The sequence below is a fragment of the Paracidovorax avenae ATCC 19860 genome, assembly GCF_000176855.2.
Classification (GTDB): Bacteria; Pseudomonadota; Gammaproteobacteria; order Burkholderiales; family Burkholderiaceae_C; genus Paracidovorax; species Paracidovorax avenae.
In genome coordinates this window covers 2,042,229-2,064,994 of sequence record NC_015138.1, presented here as the reverse complement: position 1 = coordinate 2,064,994, position 22,766 = coordinate 2,042,229, and the positions used below count along the sequence as shown (strand labels likewise).

General features: G+C 69.5%; 18 protein-coding genes. 3 read left to right on the top strand and 15 right to left on the bottom strand.

The window, feature by feature from the left end:
* Window positions 1–206 precede the first annotated feature (206 nt).
* The gene (locus tag ACAV_RS09210; protein WP_013594293.1) at window positions 207–1,799 is read left to right on the top strand and encodes a TerC family protein; all 1,593 of its coding nucleotides are present in this window, start codon (window positions 207–209) and stop codon (window positions 1,797–1,799) included.
* 116 nt (window positions 1,800–1,915) lie between these two features.
* On the opposite strand, the gene typA is transcribed toward ACAV_RS09210, so the two are convergent.
* The 13 genes from typA to ACAV_RS09145 form a co-directional block, all read right to left on the bottom strand.
* Entirely contained in the window at window positions 1,916–3,742 is a 1,827-nt protein-coding gene (gene typA, locus ACAV_RS09205) for a translational GTPase TypA (protein ID WP_013594292.1), read from the bottom strand.
* Window positions 3,739–4,737: a tRNA pseudouridine(55) synthase TruB gene (gene truB, locus ACAV_RS09200; protein WP_013594291.1), complete on the bottom strand. Its 999-nt coding sequence runs from the start codon at window positions 4,735–4,737 to the stop codon at window positions 3,739–3,741. The genes typA and truB overlap by 4 nt, the downstream gene beginning before the upstream one ends.
* Window positions 4,734–5,111, bottom strand: coding sequence for a 30S ribosome-binding factor RbfA (gene rbfA / locus ACAV_RS09195; protein ID WP_013594290.1), 378 nt, complete (start codon window positions 5,109–5,111; stop codon window positions 4,734–4,736). Before rbfA ends, truB begins: the two co-directional genes overlap by 4 nt.
* A gap of 167 nt (window positions 5,112–5,278) precedes the next feature.
* Complete coding sequence (gene infB, locus ACAV_RS09190) at window positions 5,279–8,119, bottom strand: translation initiation factor IF-2 (protein ID WP_013594289.1); 2,841 nt, start codon at window positions 8,117–8,119, stop codon at window positions 5,279–5,281.
* Between the two features lie 25 nt (window positions 8,120–8,144).
* A complete protein-coding gene (nusA, locus tag ACAV_RS09185) occupies window positions 8,145–9,629 on the bottom strand; it encodes a transcription termination factor NusA (protein WP_013594288.1) in 1,485 nt (494 codons plus the stop codon).
* Window positions 9,630–9,710: 81 nt separating this feature from the next.
* Window positions 9,711–10,316: a ribosome maturation factor RimP gene (gene rimP, locus ACAV_RS09180; protein WP_013594287.1), complete on the bottom strand. Its 606-nt coding sequence runs from the start codon at window positions 10,314–10,316 to the stop codon at window positions 9,711–9,713.
* A 223-nt stretch (window positions 10,317–10,539) separates the two neighbouring features.
* Window positions 10,540–10,944: a thioredoxin family protein gene (locus ACAV_RS09175; protein WP_013594286.1), complete on the bottom strand. Its 405-nt coding sequence runs from the start codon at window positions 10,942–10,944 to the stop codon at window positions 10,540–10,542.
* A gap of 63 nt (window positions 10,945–11,007) precedes the next feature.
* Window positions 11,008–12,330, bottom strand: a complete 1,323-nt coding sequence (locus tag ACAV_RS09170) for a cytochrome c (protein ID WP_013594285.1) — start codon at window positions 12,328–12,330, stop codon at window positions 11,008–11,010.
* A complete protein-coding gene (locus ACAV_RS09165) occupies window positions 12,327–13,049 on the bottom strand; it encodes a c-type cytochrome (protein WP_244875555.1) in 723 nt (240 codons plus the stop codon). The genes ACAV_RS09170 and ACAV_RS09165 overlap by 4 nt, the downstream gene beginning before the upstream one ends.
* Before the next feature lie 312 nt (window positions 13,050–13,361).
* Window positions 13,362–15,521 carry an alpha/beta hydrolase domain-containing protein gene (locus tag ACAV_RS09160; protein WP_013594283.1) on the bottom strand — a complete coding sequence of 720 codons (2,160 nt, stop codon included), beginning with the start codon at window positions 15,519–15,521 and terminating at the stop codon, window positions 13,362–13,364.
* Between the two features lie 168 nt (window positions 15,522–15,689).
* Window positions 15,690–16,682 carry a Bug family tripartite tricarboxylate transporter substrate binding protein gene (locus ACAV_RS09155; protein ID WP_013594282.1) on the bottom strand — a complete coding sequence of 331 codons (993 nt, stop codon included), beginning with the start codon at window positions 16,680–16,682 and terminating at the stop codon, window positions 15,690–15,692.
* 52 nt (window positions 16,683–16,734) lie between these two features.
* On the bottom strand, window positions 16,735–17,127 hold the full coding sequence (locus ACAV_RS09150; RefSeq protein ID WP_013594281.1) for an AtuA-related protein: 393 nt from the start codon (window positions 17,125–17,127) through the stop codon (window positions 16,735–16,737).
* A 13-nt stretch (window positions 17,128–17,140) separates the two neighbouring features.
* Window positions 17,141–18,493 (bottom strand): acyclic terpene utilization AtuA family protein, encoded by a 1,353-nt coding sequence (locus ACAV_RS09145; protein WP_013594280.1) that lies wholly within the window; start codon window positions 18,491–18,493, stop codon window positions 17,141–17,143.
* 136 nt (window positions 18,494–18,629) lie between these two features.
* Between ACAV_RS09145 and ACAV_RS09140 the strand changes: the two genes are divergently transcribed.
* Together ACAV_RS09140 and ACAV_RS09135 are read left to right on the top strand one after the other, a co-directional pair.
* On the top strand, window positions 18,630–19,526 hold the full coding sequence (locus tag ACAV_RS09140) for a LysR family transcriptional regulator (protein WP_013594279.1): 897 nt from the start codon (window positions 18,630–18,632) through the stop codon (window positions 19,524–19,526).
* Window positions 19,527–19,571: 45 nt separating this feature from the next.
* On the top strand, window positions 19,572–21,179 hold the full coding sequence (locus tag ACAV_RS09135) for a sensor domain-containing diguanylate cyclase (RefSeq protein ID WP_013594278.1): 1,608 nt from the start codon (window positions 19,572–19,574) through the stop codon (window positions 21,177–21,179).
* A gap of 19 nt (window positions 21,180–21,198) precedes the next feature.
* On the opposite strand, the gene ACAV_RS09130 is transcribed toward ACAV_RS09135, so the two are convergent.
* Window positions 21,199–21,513 carry a hypothetical protein gene (locus ACAV_RS09130; protein ID WP_013594277.1) on the bottom strand — a complete coding sequence of 105 codons (315 nt, stop codon included), beginning with the start codon at window positions 21,511–21,513 and terminating at the stop codon, window positions 21,199–21,201.
* 126 nt (window positions 21,514–21,639) lie between these two features.
* The gene (locus tag ACAV_RS09125; protein ID WP_013594276.1) at window positions 21,640–22,653 is read right to left on the bottom strand and encodes an expansin EXLX1 family cellulose-binding protein; all 1,014 of its coding nucleotides are present in this window, start codon (window positions 22,651–22,653) and stop codon (window positions 21,640–21,642) included.
* Between the last annotated feature and the right edge of the window lie 113 nt (window positions 22,654–22,766).

The window sequence follows — 22,766 nt, the reverse complement described above, 5'->3', positions numbered from 1 at the left end:
TGTGCCGCAGGCCGCGCGGTGTGCCCGGTCTCCTACAGGACCTGCCTGGAGTGCTGCCTAGAATGTTCCGGCATGCCCCACCCCGCCGCGGCACCGCGGCCCTCCCCTGTCTCCTCCACCACGCCGCCCCGCATGCTGCCCCACGCTGAGGGCCGCTTCGCTGCGGGCCAGGCGCCGCAGCGCACCAGCCCGCAGGGAGACCCGCCATGGAATGGCTGAGCGACCCCTCGGCCTGGGCGGGCCTGGCGACGCTGGTGGTGCTGGAAATCGTCCTCGGCATCGACAACCTCGTCTTCATCGCCATCCTGGCCGACAAGCTGCCGCCGGAGCAGCGTGACCGCGCCCGGCTGGTCGGACTGTCCCTCGCGCTGGTGCTGCGGTTGTGCCTGCTGGCCGCCATCGCGCACCTGGTGCGCCTCACCACGCCGGTCCTCGAATGGGGCTGGCTGTCGCTGTCGTGGCGGGACATCATCCTGCTGGCCGGCGGCATCTTCCTGCTGTGGAAGGCCACGACCGAATTGCACGAGCGCCTGGAAGGCGTGGATGCGACCGGGCCGGAGCGCCGCGAGCACGCGGCTTTCGGGGTCGTGCTGGTGCAGATCGTGGCACTGGACGCGGTGTTCTCGCTCGACTCGATCATCACCGCCGTGGGCATGGTGCAGCACCTGCCGGTGATGATGGCCGCCGTGGTGATCGCGATGGGCGTCATGATGGTGGCGTCGCGCGCGCTCACCGCCTTCGTCAACCGCCATCCCACCGTGGTGGTGCTGTGCCTGAGCTTCCTGCTCATGATCGGGCTCAGCCTGGTGTCCGAGGGCATGGGCTTCCACCTGCCCAAGGGCTACCTGTACGCCGCGATCGGCTTTTCCATCCTCATCGAGTTCTTCAACCAGTGGCGGCTGCGCAATATCGCGCGCCATGCCGCGCGGCTGCCGCTGCGCGAGCGCACGGCGCGCACGGTGCTGCGCCTGCTGGGCGGCCAGGACGCGGGCGTATCCGGAGGCAATTCTGCCGCCGCCAGCGCGGAAGCCGCGCTCAGGGGCGCCTTCCGCCAGGAGGAGCGCAGCATGGTGCGGGGCGTGCTCTCGCTGGCCGAGCGCTCCGTGCTCTCCATCATGACCCCGCGCGCGGATGTGGACTGGATCGACATCAGCCAGGACAAGCCGTCGCTCTACCGCCAGCTGCAGGCGCAGCCGCACGGGCTGTTCCCGGTCTGCGACCGGGGCGGACTGGACGCGGTGCTCGGCGTGGGCCGCGCCAAGGACCTCATGGCCGACCTCGTCGAGCGCGGCACCATCGACCGCCAGCGCAGCCTGCAGCCGCCGCTGATCGTGCCCGAAACGGTGAGCATCCTGCGCCTCATGGAGAACCTGCGCCGCACGCGCAACCACCTGGCGCTGGTGAGCGATGAATACGGCACGATCCTCGGCCTCGTCACGCCGATGGACGTGCTGGAAGCCATCGCGGGCGAGTTCCCCGATGCGGGGGAAGACCTGCTGGTGCAGCCCGTGGGGCCGGACCACTGGCTGGCGGATGGACTGGTGGACCTGCACACGCTCGCGCGTACGGTGCGGGTGGAGCGGCTCGCGCACAGCGCGCACGATGCCAGCACGCTGGCCGGGCTGCTGCTGGAGACTCTCGGGGAACTGCCCGAGCCCGGCCGCGCCATGGTGCTGCACGGCCTGCGCTTCGAGGTGGTGGCCCTGCAGGGACGGCGCATCGCCCGCGTGGACGTGCGCCGCGACGACAACACCGATCCGGCGTTGGCCGGCCCGGCATCGCCACCCGCAAGCCCCTGAGGCCCTGCCCTCTGTGCAGCGGCGGCACAGGGCTCCCAACGGATCCTGCAATGAAAACGCGCCCCTCGGGGCGCGTCGTTCCATGCGGGAAGCCAAGGCCCCGGCCGGGGCCCCGGTCACATGCCGCGGGCAGCGCGCTTGCGCTCGTTTTCCGTCAGGTGGCGCTTGCGCAGGCGGATGCTCTTGGGCGTGATTTCGACCAGCTCGTCGTCCTCGATGAACTCCACGCCGTATTCCAGCGTCAGGTCGATCGGGGGCGTGATCTTGATCGCGTCTTCCTTGCCGGAGACGCGGAAGTTGGTCAGTTGCTTGGTGCGCGTGGCGTTCACGACGAGGTCGTTGTCGCGGCTGTGGATGCCGACGATCATGCCTTCGTACACCGGATCGTTCGCCTTCACGAACATGCGGCCGCGGTCGTCGAGCTTGCCCAGGGCGTAGGTGAAGATTTCACCGTCGTCCATGGAGATCAGCACGCCGTTCTTGCGGCCGCCGATGTCGCCCTTGTGCGGCTCGTAGCTGTCGAAGATGTTGGAGATCAGGCCCGAGCCGCGCGTCAGGTTCAGGAATTCGTTGGTGAAGCCGATCAGGCCCCGCGCCGGGATGCGGTATTCCAGGCGCACGCGGCCGCGGCCGTCGGATTCCATGTTGACCAGCTCGCCCTTGCGCTCGCCGAGGGCCTGCATCACGCCGCCCTGGTGGCCTTCCTCGATGTCGGCCGTCACCAGCTCGATCGGCTCGTGCTTCACGCCGTCGATGTCCTTGAACACCACGCGCGGCTTGGAGACGGCCAGTTCGTAGCCTTCGCGGCGCATGTTCTCCAGCAGGATGGTCAGGTGCAGTTCGCCCCGGCCCATCACTTCGAAGATGCCTTCCTCGTCGGTTTCCTTCACGCGCAGGGCCACGTTGTGCTGCAGTTCCTTCTGCAGGCGGTCCCAGAGCTGGCGGCTCGTCACGAACTTGCCTTCGCGGCCCGCCAGCGGCGAGGTATTCACGCAGAAGTTCATGGTCAGCGTGGGCTCGTCCACCTTCAGCATGGGCAGCGGCGCGGGGTTGGCCGGGTCGGTCACGGTCACGCCGATGCCGATGTCCTCGATGCCGTTGATCAGCACGATGTCGCCGGGGCCGGCCAGCGGGGTCTGCATGCGGTCCAGGCCCTGGAAGGTCAGCACCTGGTTCACGCGGCCCTTGACGCTCTTGCCGTCGGGGCCTTCCATGACCAGCACGTCCTGGCCGGGCTTGAGCGTGCCCTGGCTGATGCGGCCCACGCCGATGCGGCCCACGAAGGTGGAGAAGTCGAGCGCCGAGATCTGCAGCTGCAGCGGGGCAGCCGGGTCGCCCGAGTTCGGGGGCACGTGCTTCAGGATGGTGTTGAACAGGGCCGACATGTCGGGGCCCCACTGCTCGCCCGGAGCGCCTTCTTCCAGCGACGACCAGCCGTTGATGCCCGAGGCGTACACCACGGGGAAGTCGAGCTGCTCGTCGGTAGCACCCAGCTTGTCGAACAGGTCGAACGCGGCGTTCACGACCTTGTCGGGGTTGGCGCCCGGCTTGTCCACCTTGTTCACCACCAGGATGGGGCGCAGGCCGAGGGCCAGGGCCTTCTTCGTCACGAAGCGCGTCTGGGGCATGGGGCCTTCCTGCGCGTCGATCAGCAGCACCACGCTGTCCACCATCGACAGGGCACGCTCCACTTCGCCGCCGAAGTCCGCGTGGCCCGGGGTGTCCACGATGTTGATGTGCGTGCCTTCCCAGCTCACGGCGCAGTTCTTGGCCAGGATGGTGATGCCGCGTTCCTTTTCGATCGCGTTGTTGTCCATCACGGTATCGACAACCTTCTCGTGGTCGGCGAAGGTTCCGGACTGGCGCAGCAGCTGGTCCACCATGGTGGTCTTGCCATGGTCAACGTGCGCGATGATGGCGATGTTGCGGATTTGTTTGCTCATAGAGTGGGTTCCAATGTGCCGCGCTCTGCCCGCGGCGTGCTTTCCAGAATCTGTGCGATCTCCTGGGGGCTCAGGAGGCGCTCGGGGATGAGTTCGCCGGCCGCCACGCGGCCGACGCCCAGCAGGGCACGGGGTTCGTCGCCGAACACCGCCACGGCGGGCGCATCGGGCCAGGGCCCGCGGCGGCGCACGCCGGAGAGGAATCGCGCCGTATTGTCATGGTCCAGCGTGACAGCCGCATGCCCTGCGAGCAGCGTCTCCACCGGCTGGACACAGGCCATCCGCGCGGCCTCGTCCATCGCCTCGAGCGCGGCGAGCGTGACGCAGCGCTCCACGCCCAGCCCGCCCGTGTCGATGCGGCGCAGGAAGACGAGGTGCGCGCCGCAACCCAGTGCGGCGCCGACGTCCTCGCCCAGCGTACGGATGTAGGTGCCCTTGCTGCAGGTCACGACCATGCGCACGGCGGGCGCGCCGCCCTGGTCCTCGACCAGCGACAGCTTGAGCGCATGGATGACCACGTCGCGCGCCTTGCGCTCGACGGCGATGCCCGCGCGGGCGTATTCGTAGAGAGCCTTGCCGTCCTTCTTGAGGGCGCTGTGCATCGGCGGCACCTGGCGGATGGGGCCGGTGAACTGCCGCTGCACCTCGGCCAGGCGCGCAGGGGTGAGCTGCGAGGCATCTACCTCGCGGTGATCCACCACATCGCCTTCCGCATCGCCTGTGGTGGTGGTCACGCCGAGCAAGGCCACGGCCTCGTAAGTCTTGGGCGCGTCGAGCTGCAGCTGGCTGAACTTGGTGGCCGCGCCGAAGCACAGCGGCAGCACGCCGCTGGCGAGCGGATCGAGCGTGCCCGTATGGCCGGCTTTTTCAGCGCGCAGCAGCCACTTGGCCTTCTGCAACGCGTCGTTGCTGGAAAGGCCCAGGGGCTTGTCGAGCAGCAGCACTCCGTGCACCGGGCGCCGCTGCACCCGGATGCGGGGAGCGCGTGCGGTCATGCTTCGTCGTCGTCTTTGGAACGGGAAGCCACGGCGCGCGCGATCAGCGCGTTCATGTCCGACGCGCGCTCGGTGGTGCGGTCGAACATGAAGTGCAGCGTCGGCACGGTGTGGATGTGCAGGCGCTTGAAGAGGCCGTTGCGGAGGAACCCCGCGGCCTGGTTCAGCGCGTCCTGCGTCGCATCGGCGTCGCCCACGAGCACGCTGAAGAACACCTTCGCGTGCGCGTAGTCGGGCGTCACTTCCACCGCCTGCAGCGTGCACATTCCGATGCGCGGGTCCTTCAACTCGCGGATCAGCTCGGTCAGGTCGCGCTGGATCTGGTCCGCGACCTTGAAGCCGCGGTTGGGCGTGGAGGATTTCTTGGCTGCCATAGGGTCTCAGAACTCCGCAGGATCACCGCACCTCGCCAGCACCCTGCCCTCAACCCTCGAAGGGCCGCGGAGCAGGCCATGCCAGCGGACGCCGTGGAACTGGCTTTGCCAGGCCACCGGCGTCGTCCCCCTGGAGGGGGAAGGCGCGAAGCGACTCAGGGGGTGCATCACAAGGTCCTTGCGATTTCCTTGATCTCGAAGAACTCCAGCTGATCACCTTCCTTGATGTCGCTGTAGTTCTTGAGCTTGATACCGCACTCGAAGCCTTCCTTGACTTCCTTGACGTCGTCCTTGAGGCGGCGCACCGACTCGACTTCGCCCGTGTAGATGACCACGTTGTCGCGCAGCAGGCGGAAGCGGCAGTTGCGCGTGACCTGGCCCGACGTGACGTAGGAGCCGGCCACCGTGCCGATCTTCGAGGCCACGAACACCGTGCGGATCTCGGCGGTACCGATTTCCTCTTCGCGCTGCTCGGGCGCCAGCATGCCGGACATGGCCGCCTTCAGCTCGTCCACCGCGTCGTAGATGATGTTGTAGTAGTGCAGGTCCACGTCGTTGGCTTCGGCCGTCTTGCGCGCGCCAGCATCGGCACGCACGTTGAAGCCGATCACGATCGCCTTGGAGGCGATGGCCAGGTTGACGTCGGACTCGCTGATGCCGCCCACGCCCGCATACACGAGCTGCACGCGGATCTCGTCGGTCGAGAGCTTGAGCAGCGAGGCGGCCAGCGCTTCCTGGGAGCCCTGCACGTCGGCCTTGATGATGATGGGCAGGTTCTTCACCTCGCCCGCCGTCATGTCGGCGAACACGTTCTCCAGCTTCGCAGCCTGCTGCTTGGCCAGCTTGGTGTTGCGGAACTTGCCGGCGCGGTAGGTCGCGATCTCGCGGGCACGGCGCTCGTCGGACAGCACCATGAACTCGTCGCCGGCCTGGGGCACGTCGGACAGGCCCTGGATCTCCACCGGGATGGAGGGACCCGCGGACTTGGTCGCCTTGCCGTTCTCGTCCAGCATGGCACGCACGCGGCCGGAGGTCTGGCCTGCCAGCACCACGTCGCCCACCTTCAGCGTGCCGGACTGCACCAGCACCGTGGCCACGGGGCCGCGGCCCTTGTCCAGCTGCGCTTCGATGACCAGGCCCTTGGCCATGGCTTCGACGGGTGCCTTGAGTTCCAGCACTTCGGCCTGCAGCAGCACCTGCTCGAGCAGGTCGTCGATGCCCATGCCGGTCTTGGAGGACACGGGCACGAAGGGCGACTCGCCGCCGTACTCTTCGGGCACGACTTCCTGGGCCACCAGTTCCTGCTTGACGCGGTCGGGGTTGGCATCGGGCTTGTCGGCCTTGGTGATGGCCACGACGATCGGCACCTTCGCCGCCTTCGCGTGCTTGATGGCTTCCTTCGTCTGCGGCATGACGCCGTCGTCGGCCGCCACCACCAGGATGACGATGTCGGTCGCCTGGGCACCGCGGGCACGCATGGCCGTGAAGGCCTCGTGGCCGGGGGTATCCAGGAACGTGACGATGCCGCGCGGCGTCTCGACGTGGTAGGCACCGATGTGCTGCGTGATGCCGCCGGCCTCGCCCGCCGCCACCTTGGCGCGGCGGATGTAGTCCAGCAGCGAGGTCTTGCCATGGTCCACGTGGCCCATGACGGTGACCACGGGAGCGCGCGGCAGCGCCTCGGCCTGCTGGCCGGACACGTCCTCGTCGGTGAATGCTTCCGGATCGTCCAGCGCGGCCACGACGGCCTTGTGGCCCATTTCCTCGACCACGATCATGGCCGTGTCCTGATCCAGCGGCTGGTTGATGGTGACCATCTGGCCCATCTTCATCAGCGACTTGATGACCTCGGACGCCTTGATCGACATCTTGTGCGCCAGCTCGGCCACGGTGATGGTCTCTGGCACGTGCACTTCGATGATGCGCGCCTCGGCGGGAGCGGAGGCCTGGTGCGAATGCTCGTCGCGGTCGTTGCGGCGGCCGCGCGGGCCGCTGCGCCAGTTGTTGCGGCCCACGCCGCCGCTGGCGTCGCCGCGGGTCTTGATTTCCTTCTTCTTGGCAGGATCGCCAGCCCAGCTGGAAGACAGCTTGGCGGACTTCACTTCCTTGCCGCCACCGGCCGGCGCACCGGCCGCGGGACGCGCGCCCGGCGTGGCCGCGGGCTTGTGCAGCGTGCCCTTCTTGGCGTCGGCCGCGGTCGCGGGCTTCGGAGCCGGCTTCGGCTCCTCGGGCTTCTTGGCGACCAGCACCTTCTTGGGCGCGGCCATCATGGCGCGGATCGCCTCGGCCTCGGCCAGGGCCTTGCGGCGGCGCTCGTCCAGGTCGGCGGCACGCGCGGTTTCCTCGGCCGCACGGGCCTTGGATTCGGCTTCGGCCTTGGCGCGGGCCTCGGCCTGCGCGGCATTGCGGGCAGCAGCCTCGGCAGCGGCCTCGCGCGATGCTTCCTCGCGCACGGCGGACTCCTGCGCCTTCTTCTCGGCCTGCTGGGCGGCGTAGGCGGCTGCACGCTCTTCGGCTTCGCGCTCGCGGCGCTCACGCTCCTCGCGCTCGCGGCGCGCTGCGCTCAGCTCTTCCTCCTGCCGGCTGATGAGGTCGGCCTGGCGGCGGGCCTCTTCCTCGCGGCGTGCGAGGTCCTGGTCCTCGGCGGACGGCGCGACGGTGTCCTCGGACAGGGTGCCCTGGCCCTCGGCGGCACCTTCGGCCGCGTCATCGCGCTTGATGAAGGTGCGCTTCTTGCGCACTTCCACCTGGATGGTGCGTGCCTTGCCCGTGGCATCGGCCTGCTTGATCTCGCTGGTGGACTTCTTGGTCAGCGTGATCTTCTTGCGGTCGGCCGTGGCGGTGCCGTGGCTGGCCTGCAGGAAAGCGAGCAGCTTCTGCTTGTCCGATTCGGTCAGGGCATCGGACGGGGTAGCCTTGGACACGCCAGCGGACTTGAGCTGGTCGAGCAGGGTTTCCGGCGATTTCTTGAGTTCGCTGGCGAACTCGGCGACAGTGTTACTGGACATATTCGGTTCGTACCTCCCCTGACCCTTACTCTTGCCCCGCGAACCAGTGTTCGCGCGCCTTCATGATCAAGGCCTTGGCTTCTTCCTCAGACTGGCCGGTCAGGGCGGTCAGTTCGTCGATGGCCAGGTCGGCCAGATCATCACGGGTGTGGACGCCGCCCTCGGCCAGCTTGCCGATGAGCTCGGACGTCATCCCGTCCAGGTCCCGCAGGTTCTGCGAGACACCTTCCACGCTTTCCTCGCGGGCGATCTCCATGGTGAGGAGGGCGTCCTTGGCGCGGGCGCGCAGTTCGTTCACCGTGTCCTCGTCGAAGCTCTCGATCTCGAGCATCTCCTGCAGCGGCACGTAGGCCACTTCCTCGAGGCTGGCGAAGCCTTCCTCGATGAGGATGTTGGCGATTTCCTCGTCCACGTCGAGCTTTTCCATGAACAGGCGGCGGGACGCATCGGTCTCGTTGGCCTGCTTCTGGGCGGACTCGGCCGCGTCCATGATGTTGATCTTCCAGCCCGTCAGGTCGGAAGCGAGGCGCACGTTCTGGCCGCCGCGGCCGATGGCGATCGCGAGGTTCTCCTCGTCCACCACCACGTCCATGGCATGCTTTTCCTCATCGACCACGATGGAGGACACGTTGGCCGGCGCCAGCGCGCCGATCACGAACTGCGCCGGATCCTCGGACCACAGCACGATGTCCACGCGCTCGCCGGCCAGTTCGTTGGTCACGGCATTGACGCGCGTGCCACGCACGCCGACGCAGGTGCCGATGGGATCGACGCGCTTGTCATGCGACAGCACGGCGATCTTGGCACGGCTGCCGGGGTCGCGGGCGCAGCTCTTGATCTCCAGCAGGCCCTGCTCGATCTCGGGTACCTCGTTGCGGAACAGCTCGATCATGAACTCGGGCGCGGAGCGCGAGAGGATGATGGGCGCGCCGCGCAGCGTGAGGTCCACCTCCATGATCATCGCCCGCACGCGGTCGCCGTTGCGCAGGTTTTCCTTGGGGATCATCTCACTGCGGCGCAGGCGGCCTTCGACACGGCCGGACTCGACGATGATGTCGCCCTTGTCCATGCGCTTGACGGTGCCGGTGAAGATCTTCTCGCCGCGCGACATGAAGTCGTTCAGCAGCATCTCGCGCTCGGCGTCGCGGATCTTCTGCAGGATGACCTGCTTGGCGGCCATGGCGCCGATGCGGCCGATGGGCACGGACTCGATGCCTTCCTCGATGTATTCGCCGACCTCGATGTCGGCGATGCGCTCCTGCGCATCCATCAACAGTTCCTCGGCGTCCGGGTTCTGCAGGCCGGCGTCGTCGGGCACGACGAGCCAGCGGCGGAAAGTCTCGTAGTTGCCGCTGTCGCGGTCGATCGCCACGCGGATGTCCACCTCGCCCGGGTAGAGCTTCTTGGTGGCCTGGGCCAGCGCCAGTTCCACGGCGCCGAACACCACGTCGCGCTCCACGTTCTTCTCGCGCGAAATGGCTTCAACCAACATCAACAGTTCGCGATTCATCGACGACTCTCCTATTTTTCAATCCCTTGAAGGCCCGCGCCCTGCGCGGCGGCCCTTGCTTCGAATCCGCTGCGGCCCGATTCAGTCCGGGGCCGGCCCGCCTTTCGGCCCGCGCCCCTTGAAATCCACGATAGGCGCCAGCCGGGCGTCGCGCAGCTCGTCGAGCGTGAAGCCCAGGGCCTGCAGCGGCGGGGGCACCCGCTTCTTGCTGACCTTCTGGCCCGGCTTCGGCGGAGGCTCGTCGCTCCAGACGATCTGCCAGCCTCCGGCCTCGGTACGCTCGAGCGTGCCGCGGAATTTCTTGCGGTTGGCGTTGACCTGGCCGGCGGCGGCATCGCCGATGGGAGCCTTGAGCGTGATGTCGACCACCTCGCCGGCAAAGCGCTGGAAATCCTGTTCATGGCGCAGCGGGCGGTCGATGCCCGGCGAGGAAACCTCCAGGCGCTTGTAGTCCACGCCATCGACCTCCAGCGCGAACTGCAGCTGGCGCGTGACCTTCTCGCAATCCTCGACCGTCACGAACGCCTCGGGGCCGGCAGGAGCGGCATCGGAGGCAGCGCCTTCCACGGGCGGCTGCCAGGGCAGATCGATGGTTATGCGCAGCAGTCCGCCGGCGGAGCGTTCGATCTCCACCAGGTCGTAACCCAGGCCCGCGACGGTTTGTTCGACGATCTGCTGCAATGCCACGTGTCGTTCAGTTCTGTTCCAGAAGTGCAAAAAACCCGATAACCGCCGAGGAATCTCCCCGACAGCTTCGAGCTCGAAGAAAGCGAACGGCCAAAAAAAACGGGCGGTGGGGACCCGCCCGTTTGGCCGTGAAGCCCTTATTGTAGCCTGCTGCGCGCTGCTTTGCCAAGCCGGCGGCATGCAATTTGCATTGCAGGCGCGCCACAAACGTGGCGGCGCAGCGTCAGTTTCCGGCCGCAGCGCGCGCCTGGCGGATGCGCTCGAATACCGCCTGTGCCTGCGCATCCACGGGAGGTGCGCCCCCCTCCTGCCGCAGGGCGGCGAGCATGCGCGCGAGCACGCCGGACTGGGGCAGCACGGGGCCGAGGAAACGTGCATGGATGCCGTCGGCCACGAGCACGGTGGGGAAAGTCTCCACATCGAGGTCTCCGGCCAGGTCTTCCTCGTCCTCCACATCCACCCATTCGAAGCGGACATCCGGATGGGCGGCACGCAGCGCCTCGAAGACGGCACCGTATTCACGGCAGACGCCACACCAGGCGGCGCACAGGCAGACCACCCACCAGCCCGGGACCACGGGGAGGTCGCCGGCGGAAAGCGGTGCTGGTGGAGAAGTGGTGTCCGGCATGGATTTTTCAACAGGCTTGGAAAAAGGAACGCGAGGGACGGAGGACGGGAAGGGGGGAGTGCCTCAGCGCCCCCGGCGCTCCCGCGCACGGTACACGTCGATGGTACCCACGCCGGGCGCCCGGTTGCCCCAGGCATTGCGAACGAAGGTGGCCACGGCGGCCACGTCGTCGTCGCCCAGCACCTGGGTGAAGGGCGGCATGCCGTGCGGCCGCGGATTGCCGGGCGTCACCGGAGGATAGCCGCCCTGGAGGATGGTGCGCACCACGTTCACCGGCGATTCGAGCAGCACCGCGCGGTTGCCGGCCAGTGGAGGGAATGCCCCGGGCCGGCCCAGCCCGCCATCGCCGTGGCACTGCGCACAGTGGCGGGCATACACCGCCCCGCCCCGTTCCATCACGGGCCGGGACGGCGGCGGCGGTGCCGCGGGCGCGGGACCTTCCGGCGCGGGCAGCGCACGCAGGTAGGCCGCGATGGCGCGCAGGTCCGCGTCGTCCAGGTACTGGGTGCTGCGGAAGACCACCTCGGCCATGGGCCCTGTCACCGTGCCGCGTGGCGCGGTTCCGTCGCGCAGCAGGGCGACGACCTCGTCCACGGGCCAGTCGGCGACGCCGGCCTCTCGCACCGTGTCCAGGGCCGGCGCATACCAGTTCTGCACGGGAATGAGCCCGCCACGCAGGGCGCCGGCATCGCGCGTGGCGCCCAGGGCATTGCGCGGGCTGTGGCAGGCCGCGCAATGCCCCAGACCCTGCACGAGGTAGCGGCCGCGGTTCCAGTCCGCAGGCCGTTCCGGCACGGGCGCGAGGCCGCCGGGCCGGAAGAACAGCGCCCGCCACACGGCGAGCGCGGCCTGGGTGCCGTAGGGGAAGCCGAGCGCGTGCGGGCGGGCGGCCTGGCGCACCGGCGGCAGGCTGCGCAGGTAAGCGTGGATCGCGTCGGCATCCTCCCGCGTCACGTGCGTGTAGCTGGGATATGGGAATGCCGGGTAGAGCAGCCGCCCGTCCCGCGAACGGCCATGGTGCAGGGCGCGCCAGAAGGCCGCATCCGACCAGCGGCCCAGCCCGGTGTCGGGGTCGGGCGTGAGGTTGGTGCTGTACACCGTGCCGAACGGCGTCTCGATGCCGCGGCCGCCCGCGAACGGCGCGCCGCCCGGCTCGGTATGGCAGGCCATGCAGTTGCCGGCCCGCGCCAGGTATTCGCCCCGGGCGATGGCCTGCGGCGTGGCAGGCGCGGGCGGGCCGTCGTCCTGCGGCAGCGGGGTTTCGCCCCAGCGGTTGAGCACGGCCACGAGCACCGCGCAGGCCGCCAGCGCGCCCAGCAGGACCGCGCCCACGCGCGCAGGCCAGCGCCGCCAGAAGCTCCGTGCATGCAGTGGCGGCCCGTTCATGGCGCGCTCCCCGAGGCGGACACGTCCACGCCGCCGCAGGGCATGGGCAGCGGGCCTGCAGGTGCGTCGGCGGGCTTGCCGCTGCCGGCCACCGGCTGGGCGGCCAGCCAGGCCGAGATGGCGCTCACGTCCTCGGCCGTGAGCTGCCGCGCCACGCGGGCCATGCAATCGGGTGCCTGCGAGCGGCGCTGGCCGGTCTGCCAGGCCCCGATCTGGCTGTTGAGGTAGTCGCGCGGCAGGCCGACGAGCGCGGGGATGGCCGGCTGCACGCCGGTCATGGCGCCGCCGTGGCATTGCACGCAGGCGGGTATTCCACGGGCGGCATTGCCCTCGCGCACCAGCCGGCGGCCCCGTTCCAGCGTCGCCGGGGGGGCCTGGGGCGGAGGCGGCGCGGCATAGGGAAGCTCCAGCGCGGAGAAATGCCGGGCGATCTCGCGCAGATAGTCGTCCGTCATGTGCTCGAGCAGGTAGGACATCTGCGGGTAGCTGCGGCGCCCGTCACGAAAGTTCAGGAGCTGGTGGTACAGGTAGCCCGCGGGTTTGCCGGCGATGCGCGGAAAGTAGCCCTGCTGGATCGCCCTGCCCTCCCGGCCGTGGCAGGCCGTGCAGGCGATGACCCGGTCGGCCATGCCGGAGGCCGGCGCCGGCGCGGCAGGCACCTGGGCATCGACGGGTGCCTGTGCCGCGGCAGGGCTGGTGGCGCCCACCATCGCAGCCATCGCCACGGCCGCCGCCCAGCACTCCGCTTTGTCTACCCGTCTGGCCCTGCGGATGAGTGCGGCCCCAGCGGCCCGGAACCGGGCGGTGCAACGGTGCAGCAGGGAAGAAAGGAATGCAGGCCAGGGCGGGCCTGGGGGTATGGGCGGCATGGGGGGGTCTGTCTCTTCGTTCGTTATATGGGCGGGGCGCCCTGCCCCGCCACTCTACGCACCCCCGGCCGGCACGTACAGCCCGCCGCGTCACACCGCCGCACTCCACGCCACCCGCGCCCCGAGGCGCACAGGCGTCCCCGGGCGCAGGTGGCGGTCAGTTCAGGGCAGGATGTTGGCCGCCCGCGCCTTGGCCACGATCGCGTCGGCGTCGCGGCGCAGCAGCAGGCGCTGCGCCACCAGCCCGTCGGCGGCGCGGGACACGGCGGCCACGTACCCCGCCTGCGATCCGTACAGCTCCTCCAGCGACGGCCGCCCGTCGCCCGCGGCCAGGCGCGCAGCGCGTGTCTTGTGGAACGGGATGAAGCTGCCCGTGAGGTTGGCGAGATCGACGATACCGGGTGTGGCCACCTCGTTGAACTCGATGCTCGTGCCCAGCGGCGCCTGGGCTTCCACGCTCTGGATGCCGGCCCGCGCCAGCCCGGTCGCCGGATCCACCTGCGGCACCAGGATGGCATAGTCGCGCCCCACCGTCCGTGGAGGCAGCACCGTGGCGATGCCCGACTCGTCCTGGGGAACATATTGCGGACCGAAGTCCAGCAGGGTGAAGCCGTTGTAGCGCGCCTGGTAACGGAATTCCGGAATCGGTGTCTGCACGCCTCCCGCGCTCCAGGCCAGTCCCTTCATGGCCGGATAGGCGACCTGGGCCGGGCGCACCAGCGTGCCGTCGGCGATGCGGGGCACCTGGCTGGCCGGCGGCTCCGTGCCGCGCACCACCCAGTCCTCCAGCGCGAGGAACAGCGCCCGGAAGGTGTCGTTGAAATGCACCACGGTGCCGGCGGGATAGACAGTGCGCGAGGGTGTGTAGCTGATGCTTTCCACCCCGCCCGCCCCGCCGTGCTGCGTGCTCGCGTAGTAGTAGATGCGCGCGTTGGCGGGCTGGGCGATGTCGCGCTGGCCCTGCGCATCGGTGAGCACGGGCGAGCCCTGCAGCTGCCAGAACTCGGTGCCCGACAGGCCTAGGAAGAAACGCGGGCAGGTGCCGGTCGCGCTGCAGCGGCGCATCACGCCACCCTCGCGGCCGCTCACGGCATCCACGTAATCCGCCGCCAGGCCGCGCGGCGCCGTCTGCCCGAAGGCCGTGTGGTCGGTGCGCAGGCCGCCGCCGCCGCCGGGTACGGCGAAGCGGGTGTTGACGTTGGTCTGGCGCGCGGCGACGTGGGCGTAGATGCCGTCGAACACCATGCCACCGTCCAGCCGCTGGTTGAAGCCCAGGTGCAGGAAGGTCTTCATGGCATTGCCCGACTGGGACGTGCCCTGCCCGATGACGTGCGTGATGCGGCCCGCCAGCGGATTGGCCCGGCCATCCGCATCGGCGGCCCTGCCGCGGAAGAAGCCCACGGTATCGCGCAGCGCGGCAAGCCCCACGCCCATGACCTTCGGATCCTTGGCCACATAGACCAGTTCGTACAGATACTGCGGATCGAACCCGCCGCGCAGGCAGACGCTGGCGGGGCTGGGCGTGCCCGGGAACGGGTTGGCACCGGTATCGCAGGTAGCGAACTTCCAGTCCGCGGCGGGTATGGCTTCGCGCGCGTCCGTCTCGTTGCGGCGGCGCGTGAGCGAATAGCCCGGCTGCGTGTTGTCCAGGCCCGCGGGCTCGTAGGGAATCATGGTGCCGTTGAAGACGCCTCCGGGCAGCGCCATGGCCGCGGCCGCGGCGGTGGGGACCAGCTCCGTGCGGTACGGGCCGGTGATGCTGCTGCCGTCGGCATTGCGGGCCACGGGCACGGTGGCGGTGAGCCGCGCGGGCGAACTCTTGGGCACGTCGCCCTGCCATGCGGAATAGAGGAAGGTGTAGCCCCGCTCGAAGTACACCGCATCGCCCGGTACGGCCGCCGGATTGGGCAGCGTGAGGATGTTGCCGCGGTTGGGCGCGTCGTAGCGCAGCACGCCCCCGGCCTTGGACATGTCCTTGGGCTTGAGCAGCACGAAGTCGGCGCTGTACACCACCATGCCGCGGCTGTTGCGTGGAGCGAGCTGCAGGTCCTGGATGACCGCGTTGCGCGGGTCCGCCGGATCGAGTTCGCCCTGCACCGTGCCTGACACCTTTTCATAGGCGCCCACACTGCCGAAGCTGCCCGGAAAGTCTTCCGTGGCAGCGATGGTCAGGCGCAGCTTCGGCGCACCCTCTGCCAGAGTCGATGAACCGCCGCCGCCGCATGCGGCCAGCAGCGCGGTGGCCGCGAGCGCCACGGCGGCCGCAGCGGGGAATGGGCGCCGCGGACGGGCGCGCCGGGAAAGGGCTCGAGAAAAATGCATGGCGATGTCTCCAGTGTTGTCGTTGTGGAATACGAAAGCGCCACCAGAAACGCAGGAGTCCAGGACGCGACCACCCCTGGCGATGCGCGACGCCATGCGTTCCGGGCACGAAGCGCCCCGTGCGGACTGCCGGGCGGGCAACCGGCACAGCAGGCGCGGATACGGGGCCTATTCCGGATCGATGCCGGCGGCCTTGATCACCTTGCCCCACTTCTGCGTCTCGGCCGCCTGGAAGCGGGCCAGCTCGGCCGAGGTGGTGGTCCAGGGCTCGGAGCCGGCGGTGTCGTAGAACGACTTCGCCGCGGCGCTCTGCGTGGCTGCGGTCAGCAGCTCGTTCAGCCGCGACACCACCGGTGCCGGCGTACCGGCGGGCACGTAGGCCGCGAACCAGTAGCCCATGTCGTAGCCCTTGACGCCTGCCTCCTCCAGGGTCGGCACGTCCGGCAACTGCGCGCTGCGCTTCTGCGTGGAATAGCCCAGCGCGCGCAGCTTGCCCGACTTGATCTGCGGCACGCCGGTGGAGGTGTCGGTGATCATCATGTCGATCTGCCCGCCCAGCAGGTCGGTGATGGCGAGCGGATTGCTCTTGTAGGGCACGTGCAGGATGTCCACGCCCGCCAGCTGCTTGAGCATTTCCCCGGCCATGCGGCTGGAGGAACTGCCGCTGCCGAAGCTCAGCTTGCCCGGGTTCTTCTTCGCGGCGGCCAGCAGGTCGGCCACGCTGCGGTAGGGAGCACCGGCATTCACCACCAGCACCTGGCCGCCCTTGCCGAGGCCCGTGACGGGCACGAAATCCTTCACCGGGTCATAGGGCAGCTTGCGGTACAGGTGCTCGTTGGCCGCATGGGTGGTGTTCGTGGTGATGAGCACCGTGTAGCCGTCCGGCGGCGCCTTGGCCACCGCCTGCGCGGCGATCATGCCGCTCGCGCCGGCCTTGTTGTCCACGACCACGGGCTGTTTCGTATCGGTGGTGATCGCCTGCCCCAGGGCGCGCGCGAGCTGATCCGTGGCGCTGCCGGCGGCGAAGGGCACCACGAAGGTGAGGGGCTTGGACGGATAGGCGGCCGGCTGGGCCATGACGGATGCGGCCGGGCCGAACAGGGCGAATGCGGCGGCCAGGGCCACGCGGCGGCGCAACGGGCGGGAGGCGGAATGGTTCATGGTGGCTTTGTCTCCTTGTGGATTTATGTGGGAAGGTGCGTGCGCTCCGCCGTCAGGGCGGGCCGGCCAGGTGCGGCGCCAGAGCGGCGGGCACCTGCAGGGGCAGGTCCAGCAGCAGGTAGGCGAGCGCCTTGCCGTGGCTGTCGAGGTTGAGGGAATCGTTCACGCCGCCGTCGAGTACGTCGTCGATCACGAAGTTCATCGCGTGCAGTTGCGGCAGCAGGTAGCGGCGCACGCGGCTCGGCCGGCGCTGGTCGAAGCGGCGCGCCACGGCGTCCTCGGTGACCTGCTCCACCAGCACATCCCAGAGCGCAGGATGCCAGGCGATCACGCTGATGTTCGAGCGGTTGCCCTTGTCGCCCGTGCGCCCGTGCGCGAGCCGGTAGAGCGGCACGGCGATGTGCTCGCCGGAGGCCGCCGGGGCGGCCGAATGCGGAATATCCATCGCGTCCGTCCTTTCAATCCAGGAAGCGGTGCCCCGTCGGCACCGACTCGCGCGGCACCAGGCACGACACCATGCCCAGGCGCGGCCGCATGGCGGTGCGCACGCCACCGCCGCCCGCCGGGCCGCAGCAATACAGGGCCGTGACCTCCCGCACCAGTTGCCGGGCCGCAGCATGGTCGCGGTGCTGCAGCGCTGCGCGCAGGCGAACATCGCGGGCGTCACCCTGGGGTGCCAGGTCCAGCCAGCGGCTGGCGTCGTCCCCGAACACGCTGGTCACGCCGATGAGGTCCAGGCGCAGCGGCGCGACGCCGGCCAGGCGCTCGCGCAATGTCTCGCCCGCCAGCCGCGCCCGCGCCTCGGCCCGGGGGCCGGCGTAGGAGATCTCGCCCTCGGCGAACCAGCCGGCCTCGAAGCACACATTCACCTTCAGGGCCGCCGGCCGCGGATGCCCGCGCACGCCCTCGAGCCGCACGCGGCCCGGAGCGATCTCTTGCACCGTGGCGGCGGTGATGTCCGCCACCACGTCGGGGGTGAGATAGGCCGCCGGATCGTGCAGTTCGTACAGCAACTGCTCCTTCACCGTGCGCTCGTCGATGCGCCCGCCCGTGCCCTCCGGCTTGGACAGCGTGCAGTGGCCGTCGGCATCGATCTCGGCGATGGGATAGCCCAGCTGCGCCATGCCGGGCACGTCCTTGTAGCCCGGATCGGCGAAATATCCGCCAGTGACCTGCGCGCCACATTCGAGCAGGTGCCCGGCCATGGTGGCGCGGGCCAGGCGATTCCAGTCGTCCAGCCTCCAGCCGAAATGCGCCAGGGCGGGCCCGACGACGAGCGAAGGATCCGCCACCCGCCCGCACACCACGATGTCGGCCCCATCGCGCAGCGCCCCGGCAATCGGCTCTGCGCCGATGTAGGCATTGGCGCTCACCACCGGCTCGGCCCGCAGCGCGGCACCCAGGGCGCCGGACAGCAGCGGCTGGTAGCCGGGGCCGCTCAGGTCGTCGCCCTGCACCACGGCCACGCGCGGGCGCCGCAGGCCGAGTTCCGCGGCGAGTTGGTGGATGCGGCGCGCGGCGCCCTCCGGATTCGCGGCGCCGAAATTGCTCACGATGCGGATGCCGTGCTCCAGGCAGAGCGCGAGCACCGGGCGCAGCAGTTCGTCGAGCAGCGGCTCGAAGCCGGCCTGCGGATCCGTCCGGCGAGCCAGTTGCGCGAGGGCCAGCGTGCGCTCCGCGAGCGTCTCGAAAATGAGCACGGCCGGGCCGCCACTGCCGATCAGCGCCCGCACCACGGGCAGTGCCGCGTCGGTGCGGTCGCCCGAAAAGCCGGCCGCGCAGCCGATGCGCAAGATGTCTCCATTCGCCATGCGTTGTGGTCTCCTGGGCCCAATGTAGGCGCCGCGGCTTGTTTCGTGAAATAGATTGTTAAGATGGATTCATCCGTTTTTCCGATCAATCACCGACCGCATCCGCTACGGCACGCCACGCCGCCCTGCCCCACCCATGCATCTTTCCAGTCGCCACATCGATGCGTTCCTGGCCCTGGCGCAGGAGCGCAGCTTCACGCGCGCAGCGGGCCTGTGCCATCTGTCACAGCCGGCGTTCAGCGCCCTCGTGCGCTCGCTGGAGGAAGGTCTCGGGCTGCGCCTGTTCGACCGCAGCACCCGCCATGTGGAGCTGACGCCGGAAGGCCTGCAGTTCCTCGAGTCCGCGCGGCGCCTGCGCGCGGAGATCGACAGCGCGATCGGCATGGCCCGCGATGCGGCGCAGTTGCGGCGCGGCCGGGTGTCCCTGGCGCTGCTGCCCTCGCTGGCCGCAGGCTGGCTGCCCGGGATCCTGGCCGGCTTCCGGGCCGACCACCCCCGTATCGAACTCGACATCGCCGATGTACTGTCCGAGCCCTGCATCGAGCGTGTGGCGTCGGGCCGCGCGGACTTCGCGCTGGCAGCCATCCGCGCCGATACACCGTTCCTGCAGGCCGAGCCGTTCTGCAGCGACGGCTTCCATCTCGTGTGCCGCGCCGACCACCCGCTCGCGAAACGCCGTCCCCGCGGCGGCCTGCAGGTGCAGGACCTCGCGCCCTGGCCTTTCGTGCACCTTGCGCGCACCAGCAGCGTGCGGCAGTACCTGGAGGCCGCCATCCATCCCCACGCCATGAACACGCTGATGGAGGTCGAGCAACTCGCCACCGTCATGGGCATGGTGCGCGCGGGCATCGGCATCAGCGTGGTGCCCACGCTCACGCTCTTCCATTTCTCGCAGCCCGGCCTCGTGACCCGGCCGCTGTCGCTGCCGGCGCTGACGCGCCAGATCTTCCTGGTGCGCCGCCGCGACCGGGAACTGTCCGTCGCTGCCCGGGAGCTCTATCGCAGGGTGATGGAGTGTCGCCCGGCAGTGTGAGAATGGCCAGACACAGCCCAGATCCCGCCAGCGCCCCGCCCGCCCATGTCCAGCACTCCCCCGGAACCGTCGTTGCCTTCCGCTCCATCGCAGGGATCCGGACCGGACCGCTCCCTGCCCCTCGCCATCGGCTTCGTCGTCCTGGTGGCCTTGCTGCTGATCGGCTCGAACGTGTGGCTGGCCTGGCGCGCCCGGCAGGCCGAATGGCAGCAGGCGCAGGTCTTCGCCCAGAACCTGTCGCGGGCGGTGGCGCAGCAAATGGACGGACTCGCCACGGAGGTGGGCCGCGCGCTGGTCTCCATCGAGTACGAACTGGAGCGGGACGAGCTGTCTCCCGAGCAACTGGACGCTCTGCAGCCCGTGCTGGTCAACCAGGTGTCCCTGGCGGAACACCTGCATGGGCTGTTCGTTTTCGGAAAAAATGGCGAATGGCTGGTGCACAGTCTGCCGATACCGCCTCCGGCCGCCAATAACGCGGACCGCGAATACTTCGTCCACCACCGCGACAATCCCAGCACCCTGACCTACGTCAGCAGGCCCCTGAAGAGCCGGACAACCGGGGAATGGGTCATCCCGCTGTCCCGCCGCATCAACGATGCGCAGGGCGGATTCGCGGGCGTGGTGCTTGCCACGCTCCGTGTCCGGCATGTGCAGCAGGTGCTGCAGGGCTTCGACGTGGGACACAAGGGCGCCATCGCACTGCTGCGGGCGGACGGCACGGTGCTGACGCGCGAGCCCTTTCGCGTGGAGGACCTGGGCCGCACGCTCCCGGCCTCGCAACTGCAGCAGTTCCTGCAGTCCCGCTCGGGACTCGCCATCATGCCGTCGCCCATCGACGGCGTGGTGCGTCTCGTCAGTTTCGAGCACGCGCGCAATGTCCCCCTCGCCGTGGCCGTGGCGCTGTCCGAGGATGAAATCTTCACGGAGTGGCGCAGGGCCACGGCCGTGCAGATCGCAGGCATCCTGCTGCTGCTCGCCGTAATCGGCCCTGCAGGCGCCTACCTGATCCGCACCGTGAAGTTGCGGCGCGACGCCGATCTCCGGCTGCGCACGACCCACGAGGCGCTGGTCGAAGCACACGCGCGCATGGAGCACATGGCGGAGCACGACGGACTCACCGGGGTGCACAACCGGCGCGCCTACGACCGGCGCATCCGCGAAGTGATGGCGCAGTGCCGGCGGTACCAGCGGCCTGTCTCGGTGGTGATGTTCGATGTCGATTTCTTCAAGCGCTACAACGACGCCCTGGGGCACCCGGAGGGGGACGAATGCCTGCGCCGTGTGGCGAACGCACTGGCTGGATCGATCCGCCGGCCCGGGGACTTCATCGCCCGCTATGGCGGCGAGGAATTCGCCATCGTCCTGCCGGAAACCGATGCGCCGGGCGCCCTGCAGGTGGCCCAGGCCGCCCGTTCCGCGGTCATCGCCCTGCGCCTGCCGCACCCTGGCAGTCCCTTCGGCCACGTCACCGTGAGCGGAGGTGTCGCCTGCAGCCCGGGGCAAGAACCTGAAACGCCGGAAGAACTGCTGGGCCGCGCCGACACAGCCCTCTACGAGGCCAAGCAGCAGGGCCGTGACAGGATCGTGGTGGCGAACGGTCCACCGCCCGGCGACAACCCGTCCGGCGCCGGCCACCGAGACCCGCCGGAATAGCGGCCGGGCCGCTCCCTGTTCACCGCGAAGCGGCGGCCTCTGCCGGCACGGCCCCCGCCGGGGCGCCCACGCCCTCCCGGCCGGAAGGTGTCGGGGTATCCGATCGCTGCGGTGCCGCGCCCTGCACGGAACCGTCCGGCGCCGGCCCGCCGCTCTGGGCCGCCCCTTGCGAGGCCGGGGTCTTATGTCCATCGCCGGGCGGACGCGCGGGATTCTTCGGCCCCAGCAGGTTGAACGCGATCACGGCCGCCAGCACAATGGCTGCCGTGGCGACGGCCATCCACCACCCGCGGCGGTTGTCCCGGTTGCTCCGGGTGTCGGTCGATGTCTGCATGGCGAAGGCTCCAGGCGGTTGCGGAAGTACCACCATAGAAGCGCGGGCGCCCCGGACCTGTCGGACAGCATGCCAGCGCCGGAAGCATCCGTCACCGCCGGGAAACAGGCCGGGGCCGGACAACGCTCAGCGGTTGGCGCAGAAGCCGAACTGCACGCTGGCGCCGGGCTGCAGGGTGCGGTTCCAGGCCGCGCCCTGGGCCAGAAGCTCGTTGCCTGCCTGCGTCACCTGGGAGTCCCAGGCGTTATAGACCGTCCCCGCCACGGGGATGCGCACGGCCCAGTCCACCGGACCGGCATTGGGGTTGGTCACCATCACGTTCAGGCAATAGCCCTGGCCCCAGTCACTGTTGACACTGGTGGCGTAGGTGACCGGGCCGGTGGCGGGTGCAGGTGGCGTGTCATCCGGCACGGACCAGGCCGAGCCGGGTGCGGGCAGCACCGCGGGGAACTGCACGCCCAGCGGAAGCTCGGGCCCCACGCTCAGCGGCACTCCGGACACTTCCAGCACCTGGCCGAACACATCGGTGATCTTCAGGTCGAAAGGCCCCGGCCCCATGCCGCCGGGCGCGAGGAAGTAGTTGTACATCTGCCGCTCCAGGGGCACATAGGTGCCGCCCGAACCGGTCGTGCGATAGGCGAGCGAAGCGACTGCATTGCGCTGGTTGCGCACCTGCAGGGCACTCCACGAAGCGCTGGAGCCTTCCTTGAAAACGACGGACGCCTGCGCATCGGGGCCCGAGACGTAGCGCCAGCGCAGCGAGACGATGCCCGCTTCCAGCGGGGCGATCTGCGCGAAGGCCGGTATGGCCAGGTCCAGCCCGCGCGGCGGGCAATCGGGACAGCGATTGTCCACGCGCACCACCACCTTCTTCGACGTCGCGGGATTCAGCACCTCGAGGTAGGCGCCGCATGCCTGCGACCCCTGGTAGTCGGCATCGTTGATGGCCACGGTCAACACCTGCTCCGGAAACGGCAGGCTGCAATTGCCGCCGCCGCTGTAACCATAGTTCGTGCCGCGCCCGGTATAGGTTTCTCCCGGAGTGACCTGTGCAGCCACCGGCAGCGCGACCGCCAGCGCGAGCCAGCCCAAGGCCTGCGCGCAGCGCCGGCCGAATACGTAAAACAGAGATTTCGACATGGGTCCCTCCCGACATGGTGCGGCGCCTGGCGACCATCGCCGGCGTCCGCCGTCGGCCCGGACAGACGGAGCTGCCATCGCGCTCCACCCTGCCCGGGCCTCCCATGCCGGTT

Bases quoted from the DNA above. Each gene is read 5' to 3' on its own strand.
- ACAV_RS09170 (WP_013594285.1), bottom strand. From the start codon at position 12,330: ATGAACGGGCCGCCACTGCATGCACGGAGCTTCTGGCGGCGCTGGCCT.
- ACAV_RS09145 (WP_013594280.1), bottom strand. From the start codon at position 18,493: ATGGCGAATGGAGACATCTTGCGCATCGGCTGCGCGGCCGGCTTTTCG.
- rbfA (WP_013594290.1), bottom strand. From the start codon at position 5,111: ATGGCAGCCAAGAAATCCTCCACGCCCAACCGCGGCTTCAAGGTCGCG.
- ACAV_RS09150 (WP_013594281.1), bottom strand. From the start codon at position 17,127: ATGGATATTCCGCATTCGGCCGCCCCGGCGGCCTCCGGCGAGCACATC.
- ACAV_RS09210 (WP_013594293.1), top strand. From the start codon at position 207: ATGGAATGGCTGAGCGACCCCTCGGCCTGGGCGGGCCTGGCGACGCTG.
- typA (WP_013594292.1), bottom strand. From the start codon at position 3,742: ATGAGCAAACAAATCCGCAACATCGCCATCATCGCGCACGTTGACCAT.
- ACAV_RS09125 (WP_013594276.1), bottom strand. From the start codon at position 22,653: ATGTCGAAATCTCTGTTTTACGTATTCGGCCGGCGCTGCGCGCAGGCC.
- ACAV_RS09155 (WP_013594282.1), bottom strand. From the start codon at position 16,682: ATGAACCATTCCGCCTCCCGCCCGTTGCGCCGCCGCGTGGCCCTGGCC.
- ACAV_RS09135 (WP_013594278.1), top strand. From the start codon at position 19,572: ATGTCCAGCACTCCCCCGGAACCGTCGTTGCCTTCCGCTCCATCGCAG.
- truB (WP_013594291.1), bottom strand. From the start codon at position 4,737: ATGACCGCACGCGCTCCCCGCATCCGGGTGCAGCGGCGCCCGGTGCAC.
- nusA (WP_013594288.1), bottom strand. From the start codon at position 9,629: ATGAATCGCGAACTGTTGATGTTGGTTGAAGCCATTTCGCGCGAGAAG.
- ACAV_RS09140 (WP_013594279.1), top strand. From the start codon at position 18,630: ATGCATCTTTCCAGTCGCCACATCGATGCGTTCCTGGCCCTGGCGCAG.
- ACAV_RS09175 (WP_013594286.1), bottom strand. From the start codon at position 10,944: ATGCCGGACACCACTTCTCCACCAGCACCGCTTTCCGCCGGCGACCTC.
- ACAV_RS09165 (WP_244875555.1), bottom strand. From the start codon at position 13,049: ATGGCTGCGATGGTGGGCGCCACCAGCCCTGCCGCGGCACAGGCACCC.
- ACAV_RS09130 (WP_013594277.1), bottom strand. From the start codon at position 21,513: ATGCAGACATCGACCGACACCCGGAGCAACCGGGACAACCGCCGCGGG.
- ACAV_RS09160 (WP_013594283.1), bottom strand. From the start codon at position 15,521: ATGCATTTTTCTCGAGCCCTTTCCCGGCGCGCCCGTCCGCGGCGCCCA.
- infB (WP_013594289.1), bottom strand. From the start codon at position 8,119: ATGTCCAGTAACACTGTCGCCGAGTTCGCCAGCGAACTCAAGAAATCG.